Annotated in this window: 24 protein-coding genes and 2 tRNA genes; 11 read left to right on the forward strand and 15 right to left on the reverse strand. The window is 40.5% G+C overall.

Annotated features, from left to right (window positions below; translation table 11 throughout):
• Window positions 1-192: 192 nt before the first annotated feature.
• Together HUZ36_RS06400 and HUZ36_RS06405 are read left to right on the forward strand one after the other, a co-directional pair.
• On the forward strand, window positions 193-2430 hold the full coding sequence (locus HUZ36_RS06400) for a TonB-dependent receptor (protein WP_176032389.1): 2238 nt from the start codon (window positions 193-195) through the stop codon (window positions 2428-2430).
• A gap of 88 nt (window positions 2431-2518) precedes the next feature.
• Entirely contained in the window at window positions 2519-5212 is a 2694-nt protein-coding gene (locus tag HUZ36_RS06405; protein WP_444428304.1) for a 7TM diverse intracellular signaling domain-containing protein, read from the forward strand.
• Between the two features lie 5 nt (window positions 5213-5217).
• Here the strand turns inward: HUZ36_RS06405 and HUZ36_RS06410 are convergent, their stop codons facing one another.
• Both HUZ36_RS06410 and HUZ36_RS21685 read right to left on the reverse strand, forming a co-directional pair.
• The gene (locus tag HUZ36_RS06410; RefSeq protein ID WP_254879495.1) at window positions 5218-5796 is read right to left on the reverse strand and encodes a hypothetical protein; all 579 of its coding nucleotides are present in this window, start codon (window positions 5794-5796) and stop codon (window positions 5218-5220) included.
• A gap of 20 nt (window positions 5797-5816) precedes the next feature.
• Window positions 5817-6053 (reverse strand): hypothetical protein, encoded by a 237-nt coding sequence (locus tag HUZ36_RS21685; RefSeq protein ID WP_254879497.1) that lies wholly within the window; start codon window positions 6051-6053, stop codon window positions 5817-5819.
• A gap of 123 nt (window positions 6054-6176) precedes the next feature.
• Between HUZ36_RS21685 and HUZ36_RS06415 the strand changes: the two genes are divergently transcribed.
• Together HUZ36_RS06415 and HUZ36_RS06420 are read left to right on the forward strand one after the other, a co-directional pair.
• Window positions 6177-6557: a hypothetical protein gene (locus tag HUZ36_RS06415; protein ID WP_128731565.1), complete on the forward strand. Its 381-nt coding sequence runs from the start codon at window positions 6177-6179 to the stop codon at window positions 6555-6557.
• Complete coding sequence (locus HUZ36_RS06420) at window positions 6539-7531, forward strand: NAD(P)H-quinone oxidoreductase (RefSeq protein ID WP_176032390.1); 993 nt, start codon at window positions 6539-6541, stop codon at window positions 7529-7531. Before HUZ36_RS06415 ends, HUZ36_RS06420 begins: the two co-directional genes overlap by 19 nt.
• Window positions 7532-7571: 40 nt before the next feature.
• Here HUZ36_RS06420 and opgC read toward each other — a convergent pair whose 3' ends face one another.
• The 5 genes from opgC to HUZ36_RS06445 form a co-directional block, all read right to left on the reverse strand.
• Complete coding sequence (gene opgC / locus HUZ36_RS06425) at window positions 7572-8675, reverse strand: OpgC domain-containing protein (protein ID WP_176032391.1); 1104 nt, start codon at window positions 8673-8675, stop codon at window positions 7572-7574.
• Between the two features lie 178 nt (window positions 8676-8853).
• A tRNA-Val gene (locus HUZ36_RS06430) sits at window positions 8854-8930 on the reverse strand.
• A 20-nt stretch (window positions 8931-8950) separates the two neighbouring features.
• Window positions 8951-9027, reverse strand: a tRNA-Val gene (locus HUZ36_RS06435).
• A gap of 107 nt (window positions 9028-9134) precedes the next feature.
• On the reverse strand, window positions 9135-10130 hold the full coding sequence (locus HUZ36_RS06440; RefSeq protein ID WP_176032392.1) for a DUF3080 family protein: 996 nt from the start codon (window positions 10128-10130) through the stop codon (window positions 9135-9137).
• The gene (locus HUZ36_RS06445) at window positions 10105-11463 is read right to left on the reverse strand and encodes an MATE family efflux transporter (protein ID WP_176032393.1); all 1359 of its coding nucleotides are present in this window, start codon (window positions 11461-11463) and stop codon (window positions 10105-10107) included. The genes HUZ36_RS06440 and HUZ36_RS06445 overlap by 26 nt, the downstream gene beginning before the upstream one ends.
• A gap of 226 nt (window positions 11464-11689) precedes the next feature.
• Here HUZ36_RS06445 and HUZ36_RS06450 point away from each other — a divergent pair, with 226 nt between their 5' ends.
• Window positions 11690-12337, forward strand: coding sequence for a riboflavin synthase subunit alpha (locus tag HUZ36_RS06450; RefSeq protein WP_176032394.1), 648 nt, complete (start codon window positions 11690-11692; stop codon window positions 12335-12337).
• Between the two features lie 296 nt (window positions 12338-12633).
• Here the strand turns inward: HUZ36_RS06450 and HUZ36_RS06455 are convergent, their stop codons facing one another.
• Window positions 12634-12837 (reverse strand): CPXCG motif-containing cysteine-rich protein, encoded by a 204-nt coding sequence (locus HUZ36_RS06455; RefSeq protein WP_125252704.1) that lies wholly within the window; start codon window positions 12835-12837, stop codon window positions 12634-12636.
• 70 nt (window positions 12838-12907) lie between these two features.
• On the reverse strand, window positions 12908-13762 hold the full coding sequence (locus tag HUZ36_RS06460; protein WP_147389891.1) for a fructosamine kinase family protein: 855 nt from the start codon (window positions 13760-13762) through the stop codon (window positions 12908-12910).
• A 125-nt stretch (window positions 13763-13887) separates the two neighbouring features.
• On the opposite strand from HUZ36_RS06460, the gene HUZ36_RS06465 reads away from it, so the two are divergent.
• A complete protein-coding gene (locus tag HUZ36_RS06465; protein ID WP_147389890.1) occupies window positions 13888-14580 on the forward strand; it encodes a DUF445 domain-containing protein in 693 nt (230 codons plus the stop codon).
• Window positions 14581-14698: 118 nt separating this feature from the next.
• On the opposite strand, the gene HUZ36_RS06470 is transcribed toward HUZ36_RS06465, so the two are convergent.
• Window positions 14699-15043: a DUF3718 domain-containing protein gene (locus tag HUZ36_RS06470; protein WP_176032395.1), complete on the reverse strand. Its 345-nt coding sequence runs from the start codon at window positions 15041-15043 to the stop codon at window positions 14699-14701.
• A gap of 446 nt (window positions 15044-15489) precedes the next feature.
• Here HUZ36_RS06470 and HUZ36_RS06475 point away from each other — a divergent pair, with 446 nt between their 5' ends.
• The 5 genes from HUZ36_RS06475 to HUZ36_RS06495 all read left to right on the forward strand — a co-directional run bounded on the left by HUZ36_RS06475 (window position 15490) and on the right by HUZ36_RS06495 (window position 20580).
• The gene (locus tag HUZ36_RS06475; protein ID WP_128731316.1) at window positions 15490-16872 is read left to right on the forward strand and encodes an amidohydrolase; all 1383 of its coding nucleotides are present in this window, start codon (window positions 15490-15492) and stop codon (window positions 16870-16872) included.
• Window positions 16873-16884: 12 nt separating this feature from the next.
• Complete coding sequence (locus HUZ36_RS06480) at window positions 16885-18114, forward strand: amidohydrolase family protein (protein ID WP_128731317.1); 1230 nt, start codon at window positions 16885-16887, stop codon at window positions 18112-18114.
• Between the two features lie 429 nt (window positions 18115-18543).
• Complete coding sequence (locus HUZ36_RS06485; RefSeq protein ID WP_176032396.1) at window positions 18544-18762, forward strand: hypothetical protein; 219 nt, start codon at window positions 18544-18546, stop codon at window positions 18760-18762.
• Window positions 18763-19489: 727 nt separating this feature from the next.
• A complete protein-coding gene (locus HUZ36_RS06490; protein ID WP_128731319.1) occupies window positions 19490-20191 on the forward strand; it encodes a hypothetical protein in 702 nt (233 codons plus the stop codon).
• Between the two features lie 35 nt (window positions 20192-20226).
• A complete protein-coding gene (locus tag HUZ36_RS06495; RefSeq protein WP_128731320.1) occupies window positions 20227-20580 on the forward strand; it encodes a hypothetical protein in 354 nt (117 codons plus the stop codon).
• Between the two features lie 68 nt (window positions 20581-20648).
• Here HUZ36_RS06495 and HUZ36_RS06500 read toward each other — a convergent pair whose 3' ends face one another.
• Genes HUZ36_RS06500 through HUZ36_RS06520 form a run of 5 tightly spaced genes read right to left on the reverse strand, consistent with a single transcriptional unit; the run spans window position 20649 to window position 22665 of the window.
• Window positions 20649-20978, reverse strand: coding sequence for a TusE/DsrC/DsvC family sulfur relay protein (locus HUZ36_RS06500; protein WP_176032397.1), 330 nt, complete (start codon window positions 20976-20978; stop codon window positions 20649-20651).
• A 5-nt stretch (window positions 20979-20983) separates the two neighbouring features.
• Window positions 20984-21238 (reverse strand): DsrH/TusB family sulfur metabolism protein, encoded by a 255-nt coding sequence (locus HUZ36_RS06505; protein WP_128731322.1) that lies wholly within the window; start codon window positions 21236-21238, stop codon window positions 20984-20986.
• Entirely contained in the window at window positions 21235-21594 is a 360-nt protein-coding gene (locus HUZ36_RS06510; protein ID WP_128731323.1) for a DsrE family protein, read from the reverse strand. Before HUZ36_RS06510 ends, HUZ36_RS06505 begins: the two co-directional genes overlap by 4 nt.
• Window positions 21591-21944, reverse strand: a complete 354-nt coding sequence (tusD, locus tag HUZ36_RS06515; RefSeq protein ID WP_176032398.1) for a sulfurtransferase complex subunit TusD — start codon at window positions 21942-21944, stop codon at window positions 21591-21593. Before tusD ends, HUZ36_RS06510 begins: the two co-directional genes overlap by 4 nt.
• A gap of 55 nt (window positions 21945-21999) precedes the next feature.
• Entirely contained in the window at window positions 22000-22665 is a 666-nt protein-coding gene (locus HUZ36_RS06520) for a Bax inhibitor-1/YccA family protein (protein WP_128731325.1), read from the reverse strand.
• Window positions 22666-23036 lie beyond the last annotated feature (371 nt).

The raw sequence follows: 23036 nt of genomic DNA on the forward strand, positions 1-23036 counted from the left end.
TTGATACCAAGATGTTGGGGTCGCTGTAAAACTTTTAGATGAGACAGCGCTGGAAGGAGCTATTTAAAAAAAACAATAACTTAGCTTGTTTCACACCGAGACTTCTGGTTAATTAAGTGTAATTACTTGGGGGTCGTTTTAATTCAGCTATACTGAAAGTGCAATTGCATGATATAGCTAGGGATTAAAACTATGCCACATTCAAATGTGCTGATGAACACGGTTACTCTTGCGTTACTTTTTGCTATCTCTTCAGAGGCAAGTGCCAAAGCAGAAAATATCGAAATAATCGAAGTCTATGCACAGAAAAGAAAGCAATCCATTAATGATGTTGCGATTGCCGTCAAACCTATTTTTGGCAGTCTAATCAAAGATGCCGCGGTGAAAGATACAACTGAGCTTGGAAGCCTCGTATCTAATGTAAAAATTAGCCAAAACGCGGCAGAGGGTACACCACCTGCGATAAACATAAGAGGGGTGGGACTGGTTGATTATAACACCGCGAATACTTCTCCCATTGGTTTATATCTTGATGGAATTTCTGTTGGCTCTGCAAATAATCAAATCATTAATCTATTTGATATGGAGCAAATAGAGGTATTGAAAGGGCCACAAGGGACGCTGTTTGGGCGCAACACGACAGGTGGTGCTATTTTGCTAAGGACTAAGCGTCCTGAGGATGGCGATTATGCTTATCTTACCGCCGGGATTGGCTCTGACTCCCTTTCAAGTGCCTCGACAGTAATCAATCTGAGTCTTACTAACGATAGTGCGATGAGGTTTGCCGGAAGCCACAAAAAGTACGATTACACCACATACAATCTTGATGATCGCTTTCCTGAAGCTGGTATGGAACAAAATGATGCTCGGTTAAGTTATTTTGGTGAATTTGACGATTTTAGCCTTTTCATAAAGGCTGATTATGGTCATTGGAATGGTTTGGTACAGCCAGTTGGTAACATTGGTATTTACGCAAACCCTGCTGATGGAACGAGATGTGCCTATTCACAGCTTGGCAGCAGTAATTGTGTCGATCTATTTGGCTTTAATAGCGGCAGCGACGATTTTTGGGCTGTAAGAGTGAATAACTATCAGCAACATCACAGCGTGAGCAAAGGGGTCACCGGAGAGTTAACTTATCAACTGGCTGAACAGTCGCAACTTGTATATTTGAGCGCTTTTAATCGGTTGGATCGCATACATGGGTTTAATTGCGATGGTAGTATTTTTTCACTATGCGAGGGAGAGTTAGGGCTAAAAACTGAAAAGTTAACTAATGAACTGCGATATGAGCAAGGCAGTTCACGTGGGTTTTTAACGCTGGGTTTATTTCAACTTGAAGAGCGTATTTACCAAGATAACTACAATGATCTTTTACGCGACTTACGAGGAACCGAAAACGGCTCGAGTGCAGCAACTTTCTACTATGATAACGATATAGAGATCTCCTCGCATGCAATTTTTGGTCAGTATGAGTACAGGCTGAGTGAGAAAACCGCGCTATTATTGGGCTTGAGGTATAGTGATGAAAAAGTCGACTACGATACTTTCTCCTACATGAACATCCCTTTTGGCGACAACACTGCTGGGATCTTAGTTCCTTCATACGACATACAAGGTGAAACATCGGATACCAATCTATCAGGTAAATTCTCCGTGATCCATAAGCTCGAATCAACTAAAAGCTTGTATTATAGCCTTGCAAATGGGGTTAAAAGTGGTGGATACAATGGTGGTTTCTTGGTGTCTCGCTCGGCTGCTTTACGAGCTAGCTACGGACCAGAAAAGCTGATTGCGCATGAGCTGGGCGCAAAGTTAATGTTCGAACCGATTGACCTACGCACTAACTTTGCGGCTTTCTATTATGATTATAAAGATCAACAGGTTTTTATGAATCAAGCTTCAGAGATCCCTGGAGCGCCCCCTTATCAACTATTAAAAAACGTGGGCAAGTCGACTATTTATGGAGTTGAGCTAGAAAACACTTGGGGCGTGTCGAAACAAACTCAGGTTTCACTAGATGTTGGTTATATTCCAGAGGCTAACTTTGAAGAATTTGTGGACCCACTCGGAGTTGCCTTAACAGACAATCGGCTCCCTTTCACATCCAAATGGAATATTGCAGGCCATGCTGAGCATAAATTTAGTTGGAACTCTGTCGGAGTAAAAGCGAGAGTTGGCTTTGATTATCAAAGTGAATACTATTTCGATCAAAATGAGTCGCTATACGCCTCTCAGCCGAGTTATATTCTGTGGAATGCTAATTTACAGTTCAAATATGATAAGTGGCAAGTGGGAGTGTGGGGTAAAAACCTTCTTGATAAAGAATATAGTCATTTAATCTTCGACTTAAGTAGCTTTATAGGCATGCTTGAAGATTTTAAAGGGGAAGGAAGAAGAATTGGACTTGATGTTACCTACCACTTTTAAGTTTTAATTCGTGGAAAAATAGTAATTAGATTTTTGAGGTATAAAATTGCGCAAATTAGGTGAAAAGAAAGCTGCTCATAGAAAAGGGATGCCCGTTAGCATGCGCTTTTTATCTATTTTGCTCTGTATTTTTTGGTTTTCGGGAGCCTGTTTTGCTGATCAAAAATCGTTGACGCTTTCACAACCTTGGCATTATCAAAACCTTCACAATATTGGGCGCATCTATGAGGCAACATCTAGCACCCGGTTTCCTCAGAATTGGGATGAGATACAGACTTGGGAATCCACCCAACAACCCTTTGAGAAAAGAGCTTTATTTTCAGGTCGGTATTTTTTAGTGACTAAAGTGAAGAATCAAAGTCCACTTAGTGAGTTTGTGTTATACCCCTACAACACCGTGCTGAGCAAAATTGAGTCTCGGATATACACGCCCCAATCTGTTATCAGTGTATTTTCCGGCGGTGTGGTCGAAAACGAGTTTGCATTTCACTATGGAAACCAAATTCATCTAGAGCCTAACCAAGAATATTATATTATTACTCTATTTGAGAGCGATTTCTTCTATACACCCGTCAAGCTGACTATTGAGCCGCTCAGGGACTTTGAACGCAAAATCGTATATGAAAACTTAATAATGACACTCTGCTTTGGGGTTGGCATTGTGCTGGGGTTATATAATCTACTTATTTATATCGGATCGAAAGATATTACCCACCTTTATTACGCGCTATTTACTTGTGTTTGGGTGTTTGCATGGAGTCATTTTTTTCACGTACCAGACCAATTGTTTGGGTTTTATTCAGCTAATCTTCATTGGTTGGGCTTTGCACTTGCACCGCTTACTAACGCACTGTTTTACATACACCTATTAAAGCTTAAAGATGCCCATCCAAATTATGTTTCAATTTCAATTTGGTTAGGGGTGATAGCTGCATTGGGTTTACCATTTTGCATTCTTTTTCCAGGGTTTGGCTTTATTTGGGCAACCTTAGTGACTGGTCTTGCAATGTGTTTTGGTTTATTTGTTGGGGTAAAGCGGTGGTCTGAAGGGTTTCAACCCGCACGCTATTTTGTTTTTGCTTATGTTGCTATGGCTGTGCCAAATATGATTGGTAATTTTACTAATCTCAGTTTACTTCCTGAGTCATCAAGCAATTTGTATTTGTATGGGCTGATAGGCTCGGCACTAGATGCACTTTTATTGGCTTTTGCCGTTGCTGATAAATTTAGGATCACCAGTGAGGAGAATATTGAGCTAAACAAAAACCTAGAAGCAAAAGTTCTGAAGCGCACTTATGAGTTAGAACAGGTCGCTGCAGAACTTAGAGATGCGAGTGAGGCAAAAAGCCGTTTTCTGGCAAATATGAGCCATGAAATTAGAACTCCTATGACTTCCATTATAGGTTATGCCGATGGCATTATGCTTGGAGATATAAAACCTCATGAGCGGAATCATGCAATATCAGTTATTTTGCAAAACTCGAGACATGTTTTAGGCTTGATAAATGATATTTTAGACATGTCTAAAATTGAAGCGAATAAACTCGAAGTTGAATTGGTTGAATCTAATCTCTTTCAGGCGATTGCACATGTGGACTCTCTACTGGGTAAGCAGATAAGAGATAAAGGGTTGGAATTTGCACTAAATTATCATTTCCCATTACCTGATTTTGTTGTAATAGACCCCACGCGGTTGCGCCAAATTTTGCTTAATTTAACCTCTAACGCCATGAAGTTTACCACGGTTGGGAAAATCTCAATCGATGTTGCGTGCCAAAATGAAAGGTTACTGATCACGGTGCGTGACACTGGGATAGGAATGACCGCAGATGAACAAAAGGAGTTATTTAGTGCGTTTTACCAAGCTGATTCTTCTACTTCAAGAAAGTATGGAGGAACTGGGCTTGGATTAAACATTTCAAAGAGTCTCGCGAATAAGTTAGATGGAGATATTTTTGTTGAAAGTGAGGTCGGCTCGGGCACAGCATTTACATTGTCGTTAGGGCTATATACGACGGAGAGAACTAGGTGGGTAGAAAGCTTAGCACAAATTGGGGATGTACGAGAGCATATCAAGGTGCCAGAAGAAATTACTCAGGCATTAAAAGGAGAGGTGTTACTCGCGGAGGATAATACCGATAACAGTAAGTTAATCAAACGGATCTTAGAAAGAATGGGATTATCAGTTACTGCTGTGGAAAATGGTCAACTTGCAGTACAAGCGGTGCTGGACAATGAATTTGATCTTATTCTGCTTGATATTCAGATGCCGGTTATGGATGGTGAACAAGCGTTTAGCTTTATTCAAGCGACAGGGTGCAGTACACCAGTGATTGCACTTACCGCCAACACCATGCAGCATGAAATCGATCGTTATTTGAAGTTAGGTTTTAGCGATCACCTTGCAAAGCCAATTGATAGACTTATCTTTAGTCAAAAAATAGCGCACTATCTGGATATTAAAGTAGAAGAAGAGCTTGACCTGCCAGAAGCTGAGTTTAATCAGCTGAAACAACAATATGTATCGGGATTACACGAACAAATCATACAAATTAAGAACCAAGCTAAGTATCAAGATTACGAGGCCTTAGCGAAGACGGTACATGCAATCAAAGGCACGGCTGCCATGTTTGACTGTATTGATATACATAAAATTGCCCATCAACTTGATGAAAAGTTGAAAAATAAACAGTTACAAAATATAGATACCCAGTTACATGATTTGCTAGGTGCGATGACTCGCGCAATTGAATCTGGGAAACAAAAAAGTGAACAAGCGTGAACATGCTAGCGCAGTGGCTGGAGCGCATTTAGCTGAGATGAACTTATGATTGGAAAATCGCGTCTAAGTTTGTAACTGGCATAAAGGTTAGAAAAAATAGTCGTTTTAGATAGCCGATCAAGGTGTGCAATAAATAGTTGAGCACTGTGCCTTTGTCCTGAAGGGTGTGTCATTTTGCAGCAGCGTTGAAATTGTGCAATCAACGTTCTGACAGACTCTGATTTCCCCTTTGTAGATAGAGCCAAATCTGCCTCTATAAAAAAGGCGACTCCACTCCAGTATACTCGCTGCTGCGCGTTCAAAGACCACATGTTTTCGCTGACAGATGATAAAGTGCCTGGTGCCGCCTTGGTATTGTCTCTGCCACGCTTTAATCCCGAGCGTAGTCGTAAGTTAAATTCATCGATGTCAAACACAGCATTGTCAAGCATGATGATATTTTGTAAGTAAGTGGCTAACCCTTCGGCTAGCCAAAAGTCAGGATAATCTAGTAATGGATGATAGAGGTGGGCAACTTCATGATAAATAGTCCAATCTTTAAGTAATACCTCACTAGAAGTGAAACGTTTAACATGTAACTCCACTGAGTCATATTCCCCTCGCTTTATTGCCCCCAAGGTACTGGCTCGGAAGCTAAGAAAACAGGCTCAACCGTAATGTTGAGTTTGGTTTGCTGCAAAGCGCCCAATGTCTTTTCAGTGGCCTCTATACTGTGCGAAACCCAAGTGTTGATGTGCTTCTGATCTGTATTACTTACCCAGCTTGAATACATTAATTCAATGTGTGTTGCACCTACATTATTTGTAATGCAGGCCAGCGCAAATAAAATATAAAATCTCATGTTTATCGCTTTTTGGTTAGCACTAACGCACAGGTTCACTTGAATAGTTCAGTTGAGATTATCTCAACTGAACTGAACAGTCTATTGTGTAAAACTATACAAAACATCAACCAAGGAAATTTAATGAAATTAGTTATACTCATGGTTAGTACTGCTGCCTTATCAAACCCACTACTTGGGACGTGGGAATTTGTCGAAGGGGAATATGCAACGCCAAATGGCCGTATCACCGCAAAAGCTCCCGAATTAACATCGACCAAACTTATCACAGAAACTCATCATAGTTATATCACTCAAAGTCGAGGCGAGTTTAAGTATGCGGGGGGTGGTAGCTATAAGCTAGAAGGCGATCAATTTATTGAAACGTACGAGTATGGGAATATTCCTTCTTTACTAGGAAGAACTATGTCATTCAACTATAAAGTTGATGGGAAACTGTGGCATCATGAGCTTTATGAAGATGGTAAGTTTGTTGAAAGGGAAGTATGGAAAAAAGTCGATTAATCCCAGCTAAGATGCGTTACATTTGTCACGCATCTTCCAAATTTCAAAATAAGTACACGGATACACCAGCTCCCATGGGCACTCAAGTTTTAATCAAAGTACATGCTTTTGGTGTGAATCGTGCCGATATTCTTCAACGTCAAGGTAAATATCCGCCACCTCAAGGGGATAGCGAAATATTAGGCTTGGAGGCGTCAGGTGTTGTAGTTAAAGTTGCTGATCGGGCACTTGAACACTTGTTGGGGAAAGATGTCTTTTGTTTAACCTCAGGTGGTGCTTATGCAGAATATGTGGTTGCGGAGGCCGCTTTACTTATCCCTGTCCCCTCAGGTATGTGTCATAGCTATAGTGCAGGACTCGCTGAGATATACCTGACGGCATTTGATGCGCTAATAAGAGTAGGCCAATTAAAAGCAGATGATGTGCTGCTTTGCCATGGTGGAGCATCTGGAGTTGGCAGTGCAGCCATTCGAATCGCCAAACATATTGGTGCTACAGTGGTAACTACCCAAAGCAGTGAAGAGAAAGCCCAGTATGCTATCTCCTTAGGTGCAGATCATACGATTAACTATTCTGAGTCTGACTTTGCTGAAGAAATGAAAAGACGTAATTTAAAGGCAAACGTAATACTAGACCCCGTAGCTGGTGATTATCTTAAAGCCAACCTAAAAGTTGCTGCAATGGACTGCCGTTGTATCTTATTGGCAATGCTGGGTGGAAGATACGCAGAGCTAGACTTCGCAAAAGTGTTAGCAAAGAGATTTAATCTACACGGTAGCACACTTCGGAACCGTTCAATCGCATACAAAACAGAATTAGTTGCTAGTTTTACCTCCATGTTTAGCAGTCGACTTGCAGAGCCTGAGATGCAGATCCCGATATACAAAATTCTACACTGGGATGATATTGAACAAGCACATGAGCTTTTAGAGCAAAATCTGAATCGAGGTAAAGTCGTTGTAAGAGTATGCTAATATCAATCAGCTTTTATCGTATAGCCAAAGTGTGGGTTAGTTAACTTGGTAACCGATACCACTGAATAAATTGGTTTCTTAGGTTGCTTGCCCGCCATATTTGGTCCATCTTGGCGGGTAGAGCAAGTAGCGCCAGAAAAAATAAGCAAGTGAGCAGATCCCAATACCAATATGCTAATGTATATGGCTGGCTGAAAGGCTGTAAAAAGTAAATAACAATGGTATGAAAACTAAAGACGGGTAGGGCATGTTGCCCTAAAAAAACTGGATATTTCAACGTAAAGACAAAAGGGACACTACGCATTAACAACATAAAGAGATAGATGACAAGCAATAAGTTGAATTGGTATACGAGCGAAGCGCTACCGCTACCATAGACGTACGGCTGCATTAACTCAGGAGCCGTGTGTTTAATGACGACTATAGTTCCGAGCAACGAAAGTAGAAAAACTTTAATGCCCAAGGGAAAGCTAAACTTTATATTCTTATCATATTTTAAGTAGCTAAGGAGGACACCCATATAAAAATAAATTTGCCATGAAAAGGGGTTAAAGTAGCTAACATTCGTTGATACATCTAAACCTAATAGCTCAAGCAACGGTGTAAACCACTGCATAGTTACAAATTGAGACATCAACCAAATAAAGACGGTGATGGCTGCAACCCTAGTCGCATTCCCTCGTTTGATGGCACTAATAGCAAAAGGAAGTAAGATCATAGGGACTAAATACAATACTAGAATATCGTGGTAGCCCGGTTGCTCTAACAATAGCAAGGCTAAAAAATAGCTCTGCGTGGGGCTGACAAACCAGTTCGCTGCGTTAAAAAATCCTGACCATTGCGATACGTATATCGGAAATATTCCGACTAATGTAAAGGTTAACGTGATAGCTAATATATGAAAGCTATAGATAGTCCAACAACGCTGCCAAATTTTAGTCTTGAGTTTAGCGCTGTCTTCGCTGTATCGTGAGTAAACCAAGTAAGCAATAAAGCCTGACAAGAAAACAAATCCTTCGGCTGCAGACACAAGTCCTAATGGTGCTCGGGTGATCTGCGGAATGAAATTACCATATAAATGATTACAGGTAATAATGATAAGAAGCCAACCCCTTAACCCATCATACACTGTATACCTATCCATTTATTTTTCTTTCCTTGAAGTGCCTAGCGATGTTATATCGACTTCTTAATTAAAAAATTGGTATTACTTTGTTCCTTTTTTAAAAATATTGCTAATGAAATATTTTAATAGACATATATTTTGCAAAAATTTTTATGGAGATAAGGAAGTATTGGATATATTAAGACTTATTGAGTTTTGGTACAACCGAGTGGATTCGAACCACCGACCCCTACCATGTCAAGGTAGTGCTCTAACCAACTGAGCTACGGTTGTACAATTTTTTGAGGTGTTTTTGGTACGACCGAGTGGATTCGAACCACCGACCCCCACCATGTCAAGGTGGTGCTCTAACCAACTGAGCTACGGTCGTACTGACGTTTATCAGGGGAATCCCTGTCAACGCGTTGTAATATATAGTGACTGAGCGGTTGGATCAAGCGCCTTTCCTAATTTTTTGATTGTTTGCCTTTTTTTTGCTCATGATGGTGTTATTTCACACAGTTTATAAAAATTTTGCCACCAAATGACGTGCGCTTTAGCAGAAGCTTTGAGTTCGTCTAAATGCGATTGCAGCATGAGCGGATCAGAAATGCCATGTTTTTCAAACACTATCTGAATAGGTTGCCAGTCTCGGATGAGCTGCTGTGTTATTGATGTTAACATTGCTTGATATGGCTGTATATCGTTCAGGTAGTACTTAGAGAAAACATTACTAATAATGTGTGCCTGTTTTCTGTTACTCCCTTTGCGACACACGCCTTCTTCTAGCTTGAGATTTTTCATTTGTAAAGTGGCAGCGGTATTGAACTGTGTTTGTTTACGTAAACTGGTCAAAAGTGACGATATAAATCGGTGAGATAACGTTTTTAATGCAGGCGTTATGGTGGTTGCTGCAATCTGATCGGGATCATTTATATTGACAGCCACATCAGCGAGTATATTAACAGCCGCTAATGTGTCGCCCATTAGTGCGGTTGGTTCTGGTGGGATCTCTGAGGTAGTTAATAACCCAAGGCTTGCGAGCTCTTTTTCATTAGTCATCATATGTAGAAAAAACAAAGGCAGTTGCGTTCGCTTTTCTGCCAGAGCTTGGATCAAGATTTGGCTGAGTTCTTTCTTGGTTTTGGGATGAGTAATGCAGTCGGGAGCATGCTGAAGGAACTCAATGGTATACTTTAATCGCTCACTCGGATAACTTACTTTCCCTAATTGGTTGTTCTGAGCTGCAATTAAGTTCGTTATTTTACAATGCCCAGTTTGGGCAATATCTAAAACAGAAATGCTCAGCTCGCTTTGCGGCTGAGATACTGTTTGTATGTCAATGTTATGAAGTGGTTGAGGCTTAACCACTTCAATATCACTGGCTGAAGCAAGTCTACTTTGATAATCTGCAAACGTATCCGACGGCTGCTTTGAGCAAGCAGTCACAAGTAATATGATAATTAGACTAAGTATTTGCTTTGCTAATTTCAAAATTCACCCTCTTATTCACGCATGTCACCAGCAACACCGCTGCGGTACTCAACCCGATTATGATACCAATCCAAAACCCTTGTGGCCCCATCGCTGTTGTGATCCAGTCTGTCTTTGCCAACATATACCCCAGAGAAAATCCAATTAACCAATAAGATATAAATGTTACCCACGATATTGGCTTGGTGTATTTTAATCCCCTTAACACGCCGTTTGCAGAGACTTGTAACGCGTCTGGTAATTGATACAAACATGCTAAAACCATAATACTGGTCGCAAGAGCAGCAACTTCCTCATTTTTCGTATATAGCCACACAATACTATCTCTACTTATATACGTCACCACCGCGACAAATAGTGCAATTAAGATTGCCAAAGTAAAGGCTGTTTTTATTGCAACTCGAAGGTTGGCTGTTGCTCCTTGTCCAGTTAAATTTCCAATACGTATAGCGATAGCCATAGATAAACTAAGAGGCATCATGAACAACATGGTGGTTACACTTGCTGCAATCTGATGACCGGAGACAGCTATTGAGCCTAAATCCGCAATAAATAAAGGAATACAAGCGAACAGCGTGACCTCAAAAAACGTTGCTAGGGCAATGGGAAAGCCAAGTGCGGCAATATACTTCATGACCGATAGATTTGGCTTGGAAAACCCAGTAATCAGAGCCTTACCTGGAATATGTTTACTTTTTAGGCTGTAAAGCCACTGAACGATTGCCATAGACCACAGCACAATTGTGGTGGCTAAACCACACCCAGCGCTACCGAGGGCTGGCGCGCCAAATTTTCCGTAAATAAAGATGTAGTTCGCAATGATGTTGATACCAAGCCCCACGACACTGATATAGAATGCGGGTTTGGTCTGTCCTACACCTTCTGTTACGTTGCGATAAACTGTGAATATTAAAAAGCCTAAGAGTCCCCATTTAACAAAATCGATGTAACCTTGTGCGAGACCTTGCACGTTGTCACTAGCACCGATGTTGCTAAAAACAACTGGCGTATAATTAGCAATTAAGATCCCGATAGAAAACAGCCCTAAAGATAAATACATACTTTGCTGAAAAAACTGTTTTATGCCAGCTTGGTCATTAGCACCATGACAGTGTGCCACTATGCTCGTTAATGCCAGCAAAATACCTTGCAAACTGAATATTAAAGGGTTCCAAACACCCGTCGCTATGGAAAGAGCGGCGAGGTCTTCAGCGCTTACCTGGCCTGCCATCATAGTATCTACAACGGTCATGAGTACTAAAGTTACTTGTGCAAGAAAAACGGGGATAGCCAACTGTAACAAACGTCTAGCTTCCCAAGTTGAGAAATTCATGATGCGGTACTGCTTGAGGAATAAAGCGTTATTTTATTTTAGCAAAAGACATATAGCAAAACTTTGCGGTTTAATACATGCGGTTTATATCCGAAGGCTTAATTGTTTTCTAGTCTGGGCTGCGATCCAAGTTAAACTAACTGGAGGTAAAATATCATGTGGATATTGAGTACACCTTTTCAGTTGATTTAGTTACAATCCAGTTTCTGAAATCATGAGGGTAGATATGTTTACTGGAATTGTTCAAACCAAAGCGACAGTTGTATCAGCCAAACGAGAAGAAAACCTAGTCAGGCTAGTGGTGTCTGTTGGCAGCAAATATTTAGATAAACTCACATTAGGTGCAAGTATTGCGATTAATGGATGTTGCCTCACCGTAGTGCACTTTGAACGATTAGACAATGATGTGGTCGGTCAGGTTAGCTTCGATGTGATTGATGAAACGTTAACGTTAACAAACCTAGGCAATATTACGCGAGGAGAGCAGGTTAATTTCGAGCGCTCAATGACATTTGGCACAGAGCTTGGCGGACATATTATCTCAGGGCACATTCAAACTTCTGGCCATATTAGCGTGATTAAACGCAGTGCTGGCAATGTAAAAATGCACATTGCTCTACCGCAAGCATGGCGAAAATATGTTATGTATAAAGGCTTTATTGCAGTAAATGGGGCGAGCCTTACAGTAGGGGAAGTGGACAAACATGGCTTTTGGCTTCACCTAATACCAGAAACATTGGCGCTAACCAATTTAGGTACTTGTAGTGAGAATGATACTGTTAATATTGAGGTCGACCAGCAAACCTACACGATAATAAATACCGTAGAAAATTACATGAAAAAGCAGTCCTTGCTGGAGCATGTTAGCGATTAAATGGTGTCGTGGGTGTTTCGCTTTTTTGACTTTTGCTGACGATACGAAACCAACTAGGCTTTATACTTGTTCAATATCAAGGAATGAATCTGACGCGGATTGCGATAAACATTTATTTAACCAGAAGTTTGGAGAAGGAGTGCTCTACCTCTTTACTGTCAGGGCACAACTTGCTTTACCTTCTTATCTAGCCCGAGAGTTTTAGGGAAAGCTGTATTGTCGACAAGACTTTCTCGCTTCAAAAAAGAAACCTTAAGCAAGCGAGTCCGTATCTTTGAGCCTACACTTTAAGTTACTCAGAATATTTGCTCATCGTCGCTATCAACTCTTAACTCAAGTTTGTTATGCAAATGATCGAGATGCATATTTAGATGTATTGGGCTACAGCATGCTGCGCAGTCCTCATAGTAGTCTTGATCACCTTCACTGGTATCTAGGCTAACGAAAATATGGTGCCCGCAGTGCGGGCATTCGATACGTTGCTGGTATAGATTTTTCATTGGCCCCCCACAAATATTGGCCAAGATGTACTCCGACTAATTATAGTTCATTATGACGAAAATATGGCAATTACTTGAGTATTGCATTTACCTGCTCTGCGGCATCCCGTAGGTATTTGCCAGCAAATAGGTTAGCTTGAACTAACAGCGGGTATAGCCTATAAATTGCTAACCTTTGCGACGCATTGTCAGCAAGTGGGTAGATTGAACTATAACCTTGATAAAATGCCTCTGGGAGTGGGGCAAATAAAGAAGCCGTAGCGATATCGATCTCCCTATCCCCATAATAGCAAGCCGGTGAAAATAACACTGGCTTGCGCTCACTGAAACCAATGTTGCCATGCCAAAAGTTACCATGAACCAATGAGGGCGCGACATGATGTGGCAATAACGGTTTGAGGTGCTCTACAAACGTATCTATATCGGTCAATACAACGCCTTTTTCAGCGAGTAATTGAAGCTGCCAGCCGATTCTTTCCTCGGCGAAAAATACTTCCCATTTTTTGTGCCACTGATTTGGTTGAGGTAGCTCATGGATATAGTTATCTTCTTCCAGTCCATACATCTCTTGCTCGTGACGTTGATGCAGTTTTGCTAGGTTTTCACCGCATTCAAGCCAATTTTCGTTACGATGATCAAGTTCTAGCCACTCTAATACCAAAAAGCAAAATTCTACACTGGTACCGAGGGTAATGGTGTCTGCGATTAAAAAGTCCGAATCGCGAATGAGCTTCTCTCTGTTGTTTACTTCACACTCAAAACGCTCAAGCGCTTGTATGGGAGCCACCTTCACCAGAAATTGATGATGCTGGTTAGAAATTTTGTATAGCTTTTTAGAGCCATAGCTTTTAAGTGTCTGTTTTGAAGACAGTTCAAATGTTTCATGAAGAGATTCAGAGATTTGTTGGTTGACCTTGTTCCACATAAGTAAGATCCAACAGAGCCACTTAGTTTAAAATATGGTTGAAATTCTCAAGATCACAAATACTTGAGGCTTTTTTATAAAAAAAATAGAATATCGGTCAAGCGATTTTATCCAAAGGAAGTACATTGAATAAAAATATCATTACCAATTTGACTGCGGCGGTCATCACAGTATGCGGCCTGGTGTGGCAGCAGGATGTGGTGTTTTCAATAGGGCTATTTGCGTTATCAGGAGCGATGACAAATTGGTTGGCGATACATATGTTATTCGAAAAGGTACCATTCCTATACGGATCGGGGATTATCACGATAAAGTTTGAGTCGTTTAAAGCATCTATTCGAGAACTTATTTTGAGTGAGTTTTTCAGCAAAGAAAAGTTAGAAAAATTTTTAAGTAATGAACATCCCAAATTCGATTTAACTCCAATAGCGAACAAAGTTGACCTAAACCCTGCATTCGACAGATTACTCAACGTGATAGAGGCCTCTCAATTTGGTGCAATGTTACAGATGTTCGGTGGTACAGAAGCCGTCCAGCCACTGAGGGAACCATTTATTGAGAAAATGCGCGTCGCTATTATTGAGCTTGGTGAACAACCCGAGTTTGACGCTGCTGTTAGCGAAGCCTTGAGTGCTGGACTAATGGGAGATGACATTCACAAGACGATTGAAACGGCAGTAGATGAACGACTGAACGAACTGACTCCTAAGATGGTAAAGGAGATTATACAAAATATGATTAAAACACACTTAGGCTGGCTCGTAGTTTGGGGTGGTGTTTTCGGTGGATCGTTTGGTTTACTAACAGCGTTAGTTTGACCTATTCAATGGGTTAATGCTCAAGTCACCGCATTTTTCTGGGGATAATGATAAAGGCGTAGTCAGGGTATCTACGCCTTGGATACTAATTGCTAACTTAGGGTCGCCGGCTTAGTGATTACCTTGAGCCGGAGACATGTATGGTTTTGTCAGAGATTTTTGCTATGTCTTTGATGCTCGTTTTTACATTTTCATCAGCACCTAAATACTTTGCTACAGTATTGAAGCCATAGGTGGCTGCAAATTCGCCGACAGGAAGATCGTTACAGTGTAGCTTGTCTTCAATGATACGCTTATCTAAACGGCTACTTTTTAGTGTGTTATGTAGATGTAGCTTGTTGTCTTTAACGACAGACATACATACTTTGGTGGCGATCGAGTCGTCTGCGGGACTGAAATTAGCAGCTGATGCGCTAGCGGCAGCAAAAAGTGAAGTAAGACATACTAAATTGAACAGTTTCATGATTAGCTCCTTGGCTATCTCTTGGACACCTAGTTAGTATTGCCAAAGATCCTCGTGAATGCTGTAAATCAAGTAATTCGGAATGTAATAGAGTATTACAAGTGTGTATTTGTTTTTTACTTCCCTGTTTTAAAAGGTATTTTTTTCTCCACTCCGTCATATTTGGAAAAGTTTTTTTATCAAAATAAGAATATTTACATTTAATTAATGCGGCATCTCACAAAAGCATGCGATTTTTTAACCAATGGACGGAAATATGTCAAAACGTGTCAATACTGACGTTAATTTACATTCCAGATCAATGGTTAGATTTTGTCTCTCCCGAATGTCAAAACATACGTTATAATAAGGGGCGTTCGTCGTAATTACTTGTCACTAAAGCGCATAATTGCGTAAATTAGTGGTGTACAAGTTAAAGTCACAAAAAAACAATAGAGATGACAAAAATGGTTAAATATACTCCCTCCATAGTTGTAGCTGGTATTGCCGCTGCGCTGATGGGTTGTCAGGACAACGGCCCTCAGAAAGAAAAAGTAACAATAGAAAAAAATCCCTATCCGAGCACGTATAAAGCAGTACCTTCACGATCCACTTTAATTACTAATGCAACTGTGTTAACGGGGACTGGTGATAAGATTGAGCAAGGTGATGTGTTTATTGTTGACGGGAAAATCCAACAAGTTGGCAAAGATTTGTCCGTCACAGCTGATACCACAATAGATGCACAAGGTAAGTGGGTCACGCCCGGCATTATTGACGTGCATTCACATCTTGGTGCTTACCCTAGCCCAAGTGTAGAGTCACACAGTGATGGTAACGAGATAGTTAACCCAAATACCTCACAAGTTTGGGTCGAACATTCTGTTTGGCCTCAGGATCCCGGGTTTAACCGAGCTCGGGAAGGGGGGATCACTACATTACAGATCTTACCAGGCTCAGCCAATTTATTTGGGGGTAGAGGGGTTACATTGAAAAATGTGCCAGCACCAACAATGCAAGCGATGAAGTTTCCAGATGCACCTTACGGCCTCAAAATGGCATGTGGTGAAAACCCTAAGCGCGTATATGGATCAAAGGGCGTCGCACCGTATACTCGTATGGGTAATATGGCTGGCTATCGAGAAGCGTGGATTGAAGCCGGTGAATACAAGCGCGCTTGGGAACAATATGAAGCAGAATATGCTGCTGGCTTGAATCCAGATGCACCGAAACGTGATATCAAACTTGATACCTTACGTGGAGTGTTAGACGGCGAGATTTTAATTCATAACCATTGTTATAAAGCTGAAGAAATGGCCATGATGATCGACTTGTCAAAAGAGTTTGGTTATCACGCAGGGACATTCCATCACGGTATTGAAGCATATAAAGTTGCTGATCTTTTGGCTGAAAATGGTAACTGTGCGGCACTTTGGCCAGATTGGTGGGGCTTCAAAATGGAAGCGTACGATATGGTTCAGGAGAATGTTGCTATTGTTGATGCAGTGAAGAACTCTTGTGCAGTGGTTCACTCAGATTCAGGTACAACTATCCAGCGCCTAAATCATGAAGCATCAAAAGTGATGAATACAGCTAATCAGTCAGGCTTCAATATTAGTGAGCAACATGCTATCAAATGGATCACTGCCAATGCAGCAAAATCTCTTGGGATCCAAGACAAAACTGGATCGCTTGAGCAGGGTAAGCAGGCCGATGTGGTGATCTGGAACACGAATCCTTTTAGTGTTTATTCTCAAGCAGAGCAGGTATTTATAGATGGTGGCAAAGTTTATGACCGCAACGATGAAAAATACCAAGCAGTTAGTGACTTTATGTTAGGTCAAAAGTAAGGAGTTGATGAGATGAAAACCATGAAATTAGCCATGATCACTAGCGCTTTACTTGCTCATTCGGCTGCATTTGCAGAAGTCACTGCAATTACAAATGCTACTCTACACACCGCGACGGCTGAAGGGGTGATTGAGGGGGCCACGCTACTAATTGAAAACGGTAAAATAAAAGCGATTAATCCAAATAACATAAATGCTGATGTGACGATTGACGCCAGTGGTAAAATTATCACGCCAGGGTTTATCGGCTCCATGAACCAACTAGGTTTGGTTGAGGTGGGGGCAGTCGCAGCCTCTCGGGACGCCGGTGATGACGCAGCTGGTATAGACTTTGATGCAAGTACTGCATTTAACCCTCGTAGTAGCTTGATCGCGTACGCAAGAAAGGGTGGTGTTACACAAAACTTAGTTACGCCCTGGGGTGGCAAAAGTGAATTCGCAGGGCTTGGCTTTGTGGTTGATTTATCGGGTACGTTTGATAGCGTAACTGATAGGCAAAGCGCTTTAGTTATTCACTTGGGTGCCAAAAGCGAAGGGTCTCGTGCAAAGTCATTAGATAATGTCGTCAAAAAGCTTGCGTCGCACCAAGAAAAGCAAAATAAAAAGGATGATAAAGACAAAGCTAAACCAACCGCTGAAGAGCAGGTGTTAACTCAAGTGTTAGCGGGCGAAATGCCAGTTATTGCTTCGGTATCACGAGCTTCAGATATATTAGAAGTGATTAAAGTTAAGGAGCAGTTTGGCCTTGACCTAATCATTAAAGGTGCTAATGATGCTGTATTAGTCGCTGACGAGTTAGCTAAAGCTAACGTGCCAGTTATCCTCAGTGCGGTGTCAAATTTACCCTCTAGTTTTGATTCTATGCACGCAAGCCTTGATAATGCTGGAAAGCTAGAAAAAGCCGGGGTGAAAGTTATTTTGTCCATTGGTGGTGATGGAAGTCACAATGTTTACCAGCTGCGTTTTGATGCAGGTATTGCTGTAGCAAATGGTATGAGCCATGCTGGCGCATTAAAGGCAATTACTGCAAACCCAGCGGCTGCGCTTGGTATTGATGGTGGTGTAATAGAAGTTGGCAAGCGCGCAGATATTGTGATGTGGAGCGCAGATCCTTTTGAATTTAGCACTACAATTGATAAGATTTGGATCAATGGCGAGGAAGTGTCTACCGAGTCACGCCACGATAAACTAAGAGACAGATATACGACAGATTCTGATATGCCAAGAGCGTATACGAAGTAATATAGTTAAGAATAGCTTAAAAAGCCTAAAATCGTCTAAGGTTTTAGGCTTTTTAAATTATAAATAGCTTTGTATAGCGTTGCTATTTTTCAAACAGGTTATGTACTCGTGAATTCAAGCCCGAAGCGTACTTCTCGTTAAATTAGGCTGCTTTGCTTAATTCATCGAAATATCACGGCTGATTGCCTAAGCCCTAGGAATTTTCTCGGCCTCGCATTTAGCGCCTGTTTCTTTTTTCACTAGTATATAGCGAAGTTTAGGTTGAGATTAATCAGGCACCGTCACACTGAGTTGAAATCTCTATCTTAATTATATTGTTGTTTAAAATATAATAATCTAAAACATTTAAAATTCTCTTTTTATTAATGTTGATTTTGGTTGTTTTTTAAACTACCCTTGGTTTTAAAGTAAATATTTAAGGATAAATATATGAAAAGAACATTTGGAATAAATGATTTTATAATCTACTTTGCTTTTGCCTTAGTCTTCAGCTGTAATGCTCAGGCTAATTCTGAACTAAACACTGATCTTAAACATAATATGACAGCCTGCCATGGATGTAGCGAAAGCTATAGTCAATCTGCCGCTAAAGACACATGGGAACCTGGGAAAAGTGGCACTATTTTCGTATTTAATTACCCAGCATGAACACTTAAAAAGTATTATGTATATTATGAGTGGATCCAAGTTGACCCTACCCTGCGAGTCCCAAAAAAAGAGTGAGAGCTGAAGTATTATCATCTAGAGAAAGAGAGTATGGGCAAAATATTGTTCAAGTCTTTAATGATTTTAAAGAGCGCTCATTAACCTATGAAGTTAACCGAGGCTCTCTCCATACTGATATAGTTGTTAGCTCAAGTCCCTATGGTAACAACGCTTATGACTTTGTTCGGAGTTCACAAATGCGAGATGAATTATTTGATACGCACTTTCGGCTTGGATATAATAGAGTTTCAACCTTAGTAAATAGGGTTACTTCTGCTCTTAACATAAAAAGATTTGCGATCTTTTCAGAGAAATTTGATTTTAATATAATTTTTCCAGATGGCTCATACGTAAAAGTTGAACCTAACCTACATAGACAAACCTATAACATAGTTGAAGTTAAAGATGGAGACGGCAACACCATCCCTGTCACGCCCCCCAATACACCACAGTATTATCAGCATAGGCAATGGGCTCGTTATGAAAATTTCAAAGAGTATGTGTCAGAGCTAGGCCTAAGAATGCGACAAGCTGAATTGTCTCGCTCTTGCCCGAGAATAAAGACGAGTTGCACTATTTCCTCTGACAATAGTCGGATGACCTGCTTAGCGTCTTGTAGTTAGTCAGTGACTTTGTAACTCATTAATATTATATATAAAAAGGAATAATTATGAATATTAACTTTAAGATCTCATTTGTATTTATCTTGTTTTTCAGTTTTATTTGCCATTCAAGCACAGAGAAAATGAGTAGTAATCAATTTAGATTATTAGGTGGTTGTCATGGATGCCAAGATATTGAGGCTAGAAGTGTTGCAATAGAAATATTAGGCATAGGCAATAATGGCATTGTTTTTATTTATGATTTTGTAAATAGAAACTTGAGCAAGGTCGAAATTTATCATGATAAAGCGAGTGTTGAGGGTGAGCAAGTTTACATACCGCAATACAGAGTACTTTCATTAACTGAAAAAGAGTCAATGGCGCTTGAACCACTAGAATCATTATTTCTGGAAAGCTTGAATTATGGTAGCTATTTGAGCGAATCACCCTACTTGATAGCAGCTCACCAGGTTGAAGGGGATTGGAGCAAGGAGAATGCAAATGACTTTATCTTAACATCGGCGATGAGAAGTAGCTTAAATAAGGAAATTATTGTTAATCTAAAAAGTCGTATCAAGCCTTTGCTAATTTCAATTAGAGATATTTTGGATATGGATACCAATGAACTTGTAGATTTAAAGCTCCTTCATAAATTAGTGTTTACCGATGGAAGTTATGTGCTTGCGGTTGAAAGTGAGCAAAGTGACGGCGAGGATTTTAAAGTACTTAATGCTTACGATAGCCAGCATAACGTGTTGGAAACGTACTAAGAGAACTGATTCCAAATGCTTAATTAGGAGCCAATATGAAAAAATATCTTTTAGGGCTATTATTAATATTTCTCTCATTAGTGAGCTTTATAGCATACTGTGGTTTTCAAGCTAAATATAATGTCTTAACCAGCTGTCATATGTGCTCCGATTTAAAAAAACAAAGTGAGGCAATTAGAGCGCATACGGGGCAATTAGGAGAAAAGGTTTATGTCTATGACTATAGCTCACGAAGCTTGTCAAAATATCAAATAGCATCTAAGTTGGTATTGACGGACAATGGCGTTGTGGATATTGATTATGCAGTGCCTGAACCATTGTCTATAGATGAACGGTTGGCTCAAGTAATGATTGATAAAGTTTTTGATGGGGTAATTGCTTCAAACTAATTTTAACTTATTATGATTAAATATGAAGCTTATGGAGTAATAAGCTTCATATTTTTTATCAAGTATTATCAAATACATTTGGCGGGTTTTGGCAATCCGGCTATTTTTGTTGCTTGTTTGGCTGGGCCTTTTGGAAATAGCTTATATAAATAGATGCTATTACCTTTATCTTCGCCTAGTGCTTTAGCCATTGCCTTTACCAGCATGCGGATCGCGGGGCTGGTGTTGTATTCTAGGTAAAAACTTCTTACAAACTCGATGACTTCCCAATGTGCATCTGAAAGCTCAATATTTTCTTCTGCGGCTAGAAGGGGTGCTAAATCTTTAGTCCATTGAGTATGATCTAGCAAATAGCCTTGTTTATCTGTCTCTATAGTGTGGTTGTTAAATTCTAGCATGATGATTACCAAGTAATTGAATTGTTCATCGTAATGGTCAGCTCAACCCAGTCTTTGTCAGAAATAAGCTTTACTCCGGCTTCTGGGACAATACCTCTGGCACTGGCGCAAGTTTGCAGCATCACCACATTTGCATCCCCAGCTGAGATACGCGTTTGCCCAAAGCAGCCATCATTACATAATAAAATTGTGTCGTGATGGGATACAAACTGCAGCTGATTGCATGCTTCGATACTAGAAATAATATGTAGCGTACTCATAGTGTCACCACAAAGTCATGTTGTTTGATTAACGCAAGGATTTCATGTTGATTTTTGATTTCAGTAGCAACAGCAAGGGAGTGTGCCGATACGTTGAACTCCTCCATCGCTGACTGACAGGCATAAACCCGCTCGACATCATAAATTTCCAGAGTTTTTAATTGCTTAAACATGTCTTTTAAACCCAGTAGTGGAGCATTAAGGGCTTTCTGGAGCGATAGCACAGCAGAACCGGTAAAAAGCCAACTTACTTGTTGATCAATCGCTGCATAGATTAGTGCGACATCGAGCGCTTCTTTCAGACTATTTTGGTCAAATGGACTGGTTTGAGAAATAATTAACACGTTTTTACTCATTTAAACTGCACCCACTTATCAGACTTACTCGAGATCATGGCAAACTCCGCAAGGCCAGCAACGGTGAAAGGGCTAACGTCTTCGATGTTAACGCCGCGCTTTTCCGCAGCGGTGACACACAGCAACAGGGGGATCCCTTTATCTTTGATGCGTTGCCAAAGTGCGTTTAGTTGCAATTCGTCGGAAGCGTGTATGATATTTTGACTGGCGTGATAAACACCATCTTGGTATAGAAAGATACACGCGATTTGATGGTCACTTTTAATAGCGGCATCGACATACCGTTCTAGTAAAGTTAACTTTGATTGTGCAGCTACGCCAAAGTGCACTGATATGGCTATTTGACTCAAATTTTACTCATAAAAAAAGCCCCGTAATGGGGCTTATTTTATCAGAAATTCTGAGTTAGTCATCCGACGCACCTAAAAGGGCAAGGATACTGGTAAATAAGTTATAAATACTTAAATACAAGCTCACAGTTGCAAGCACGTAGTTTGTCTCGCCGCCGTTGATAATTCGGCTTGTATCATAAAGGATAAAGCCAGACATTAATAAAACAACTGCCGCGTTAATTGCCATAAACGCGATGCTCGATCCAATGAACAAGTTTACTAGGCTTGAGATAATAACCACGATTAAACCAACCGTTAAAAAGCCACCCATAAACGAGAAGTCTTTTTTGGTTGTTAGTGCATAAGCGGATAAACCAAAGAAAATGAGTGCGGTCGTACCAAGCGCTTGTGCGATTAGCATACCACCGTTTGGTAATGCTGCGTAATGGTTGAGCATCGGACCTAAACCAAAACCCAGAATACCGGTGAACAAGAAGACCAAACCTATCGCGGATGAAGAATTTGCCTTTTTACCTATTACGAATAACAAGCCAAAAGCCACAAGTGAACATACAATCCCCGTAATTGGCGGAAGTGCCATTGTCATAGAAATTGCAGCGGTTACGGCGCTAAATGCCAATGTCATAGCCAACAGGAAGTAAGTGTTTTTCAACACTTTATTGGTTTCCATTGTCGACATTAGCGGTTTTGCAGTGTTGTATGAATGATTGAATGCCATGATTCAAGCTCCTTAGTAAGACATGCTGTCCCAAAAATAACTCGGACAAGAGTATCAATAGTTATATGTTGGGGCAATGGTTTCTAGATCAATATCGCTGTTAATGTGATTGTATATATCATAGTTTCTTTTTAGCTTAAGACATTGAATATTGTGATAAGTTCGCAGAAACACAGCAAACAGCTTAATTTTGATTGCTAATTATCCGAAAGGGGCGAAATTTACGCAAACAGTCAAAAAATTTAAAAAAAAGCTTCACAAGCGCAGGGGGATTCTCTATTATTCGCCCCGCTGCGGAGAGATGGCTGAGTGGTTGAAAGCACCGGTCTTGAAAACCGGCATACGTTAATAGCGTATCTAGGGTTCAAATC

The organism is Pseudoalteromonas sp. McH1-7 (genome assembly GCF_013366255.1).
In the GTDB taxonomy this organism is placed as follows: Bacteria; Pseudomonadota; Gammaproteobacteria; order Enterobacterales; family Alteromonadaceae; genus Pseudoalteromonas; species Pseudoalteromonas peptidolytica.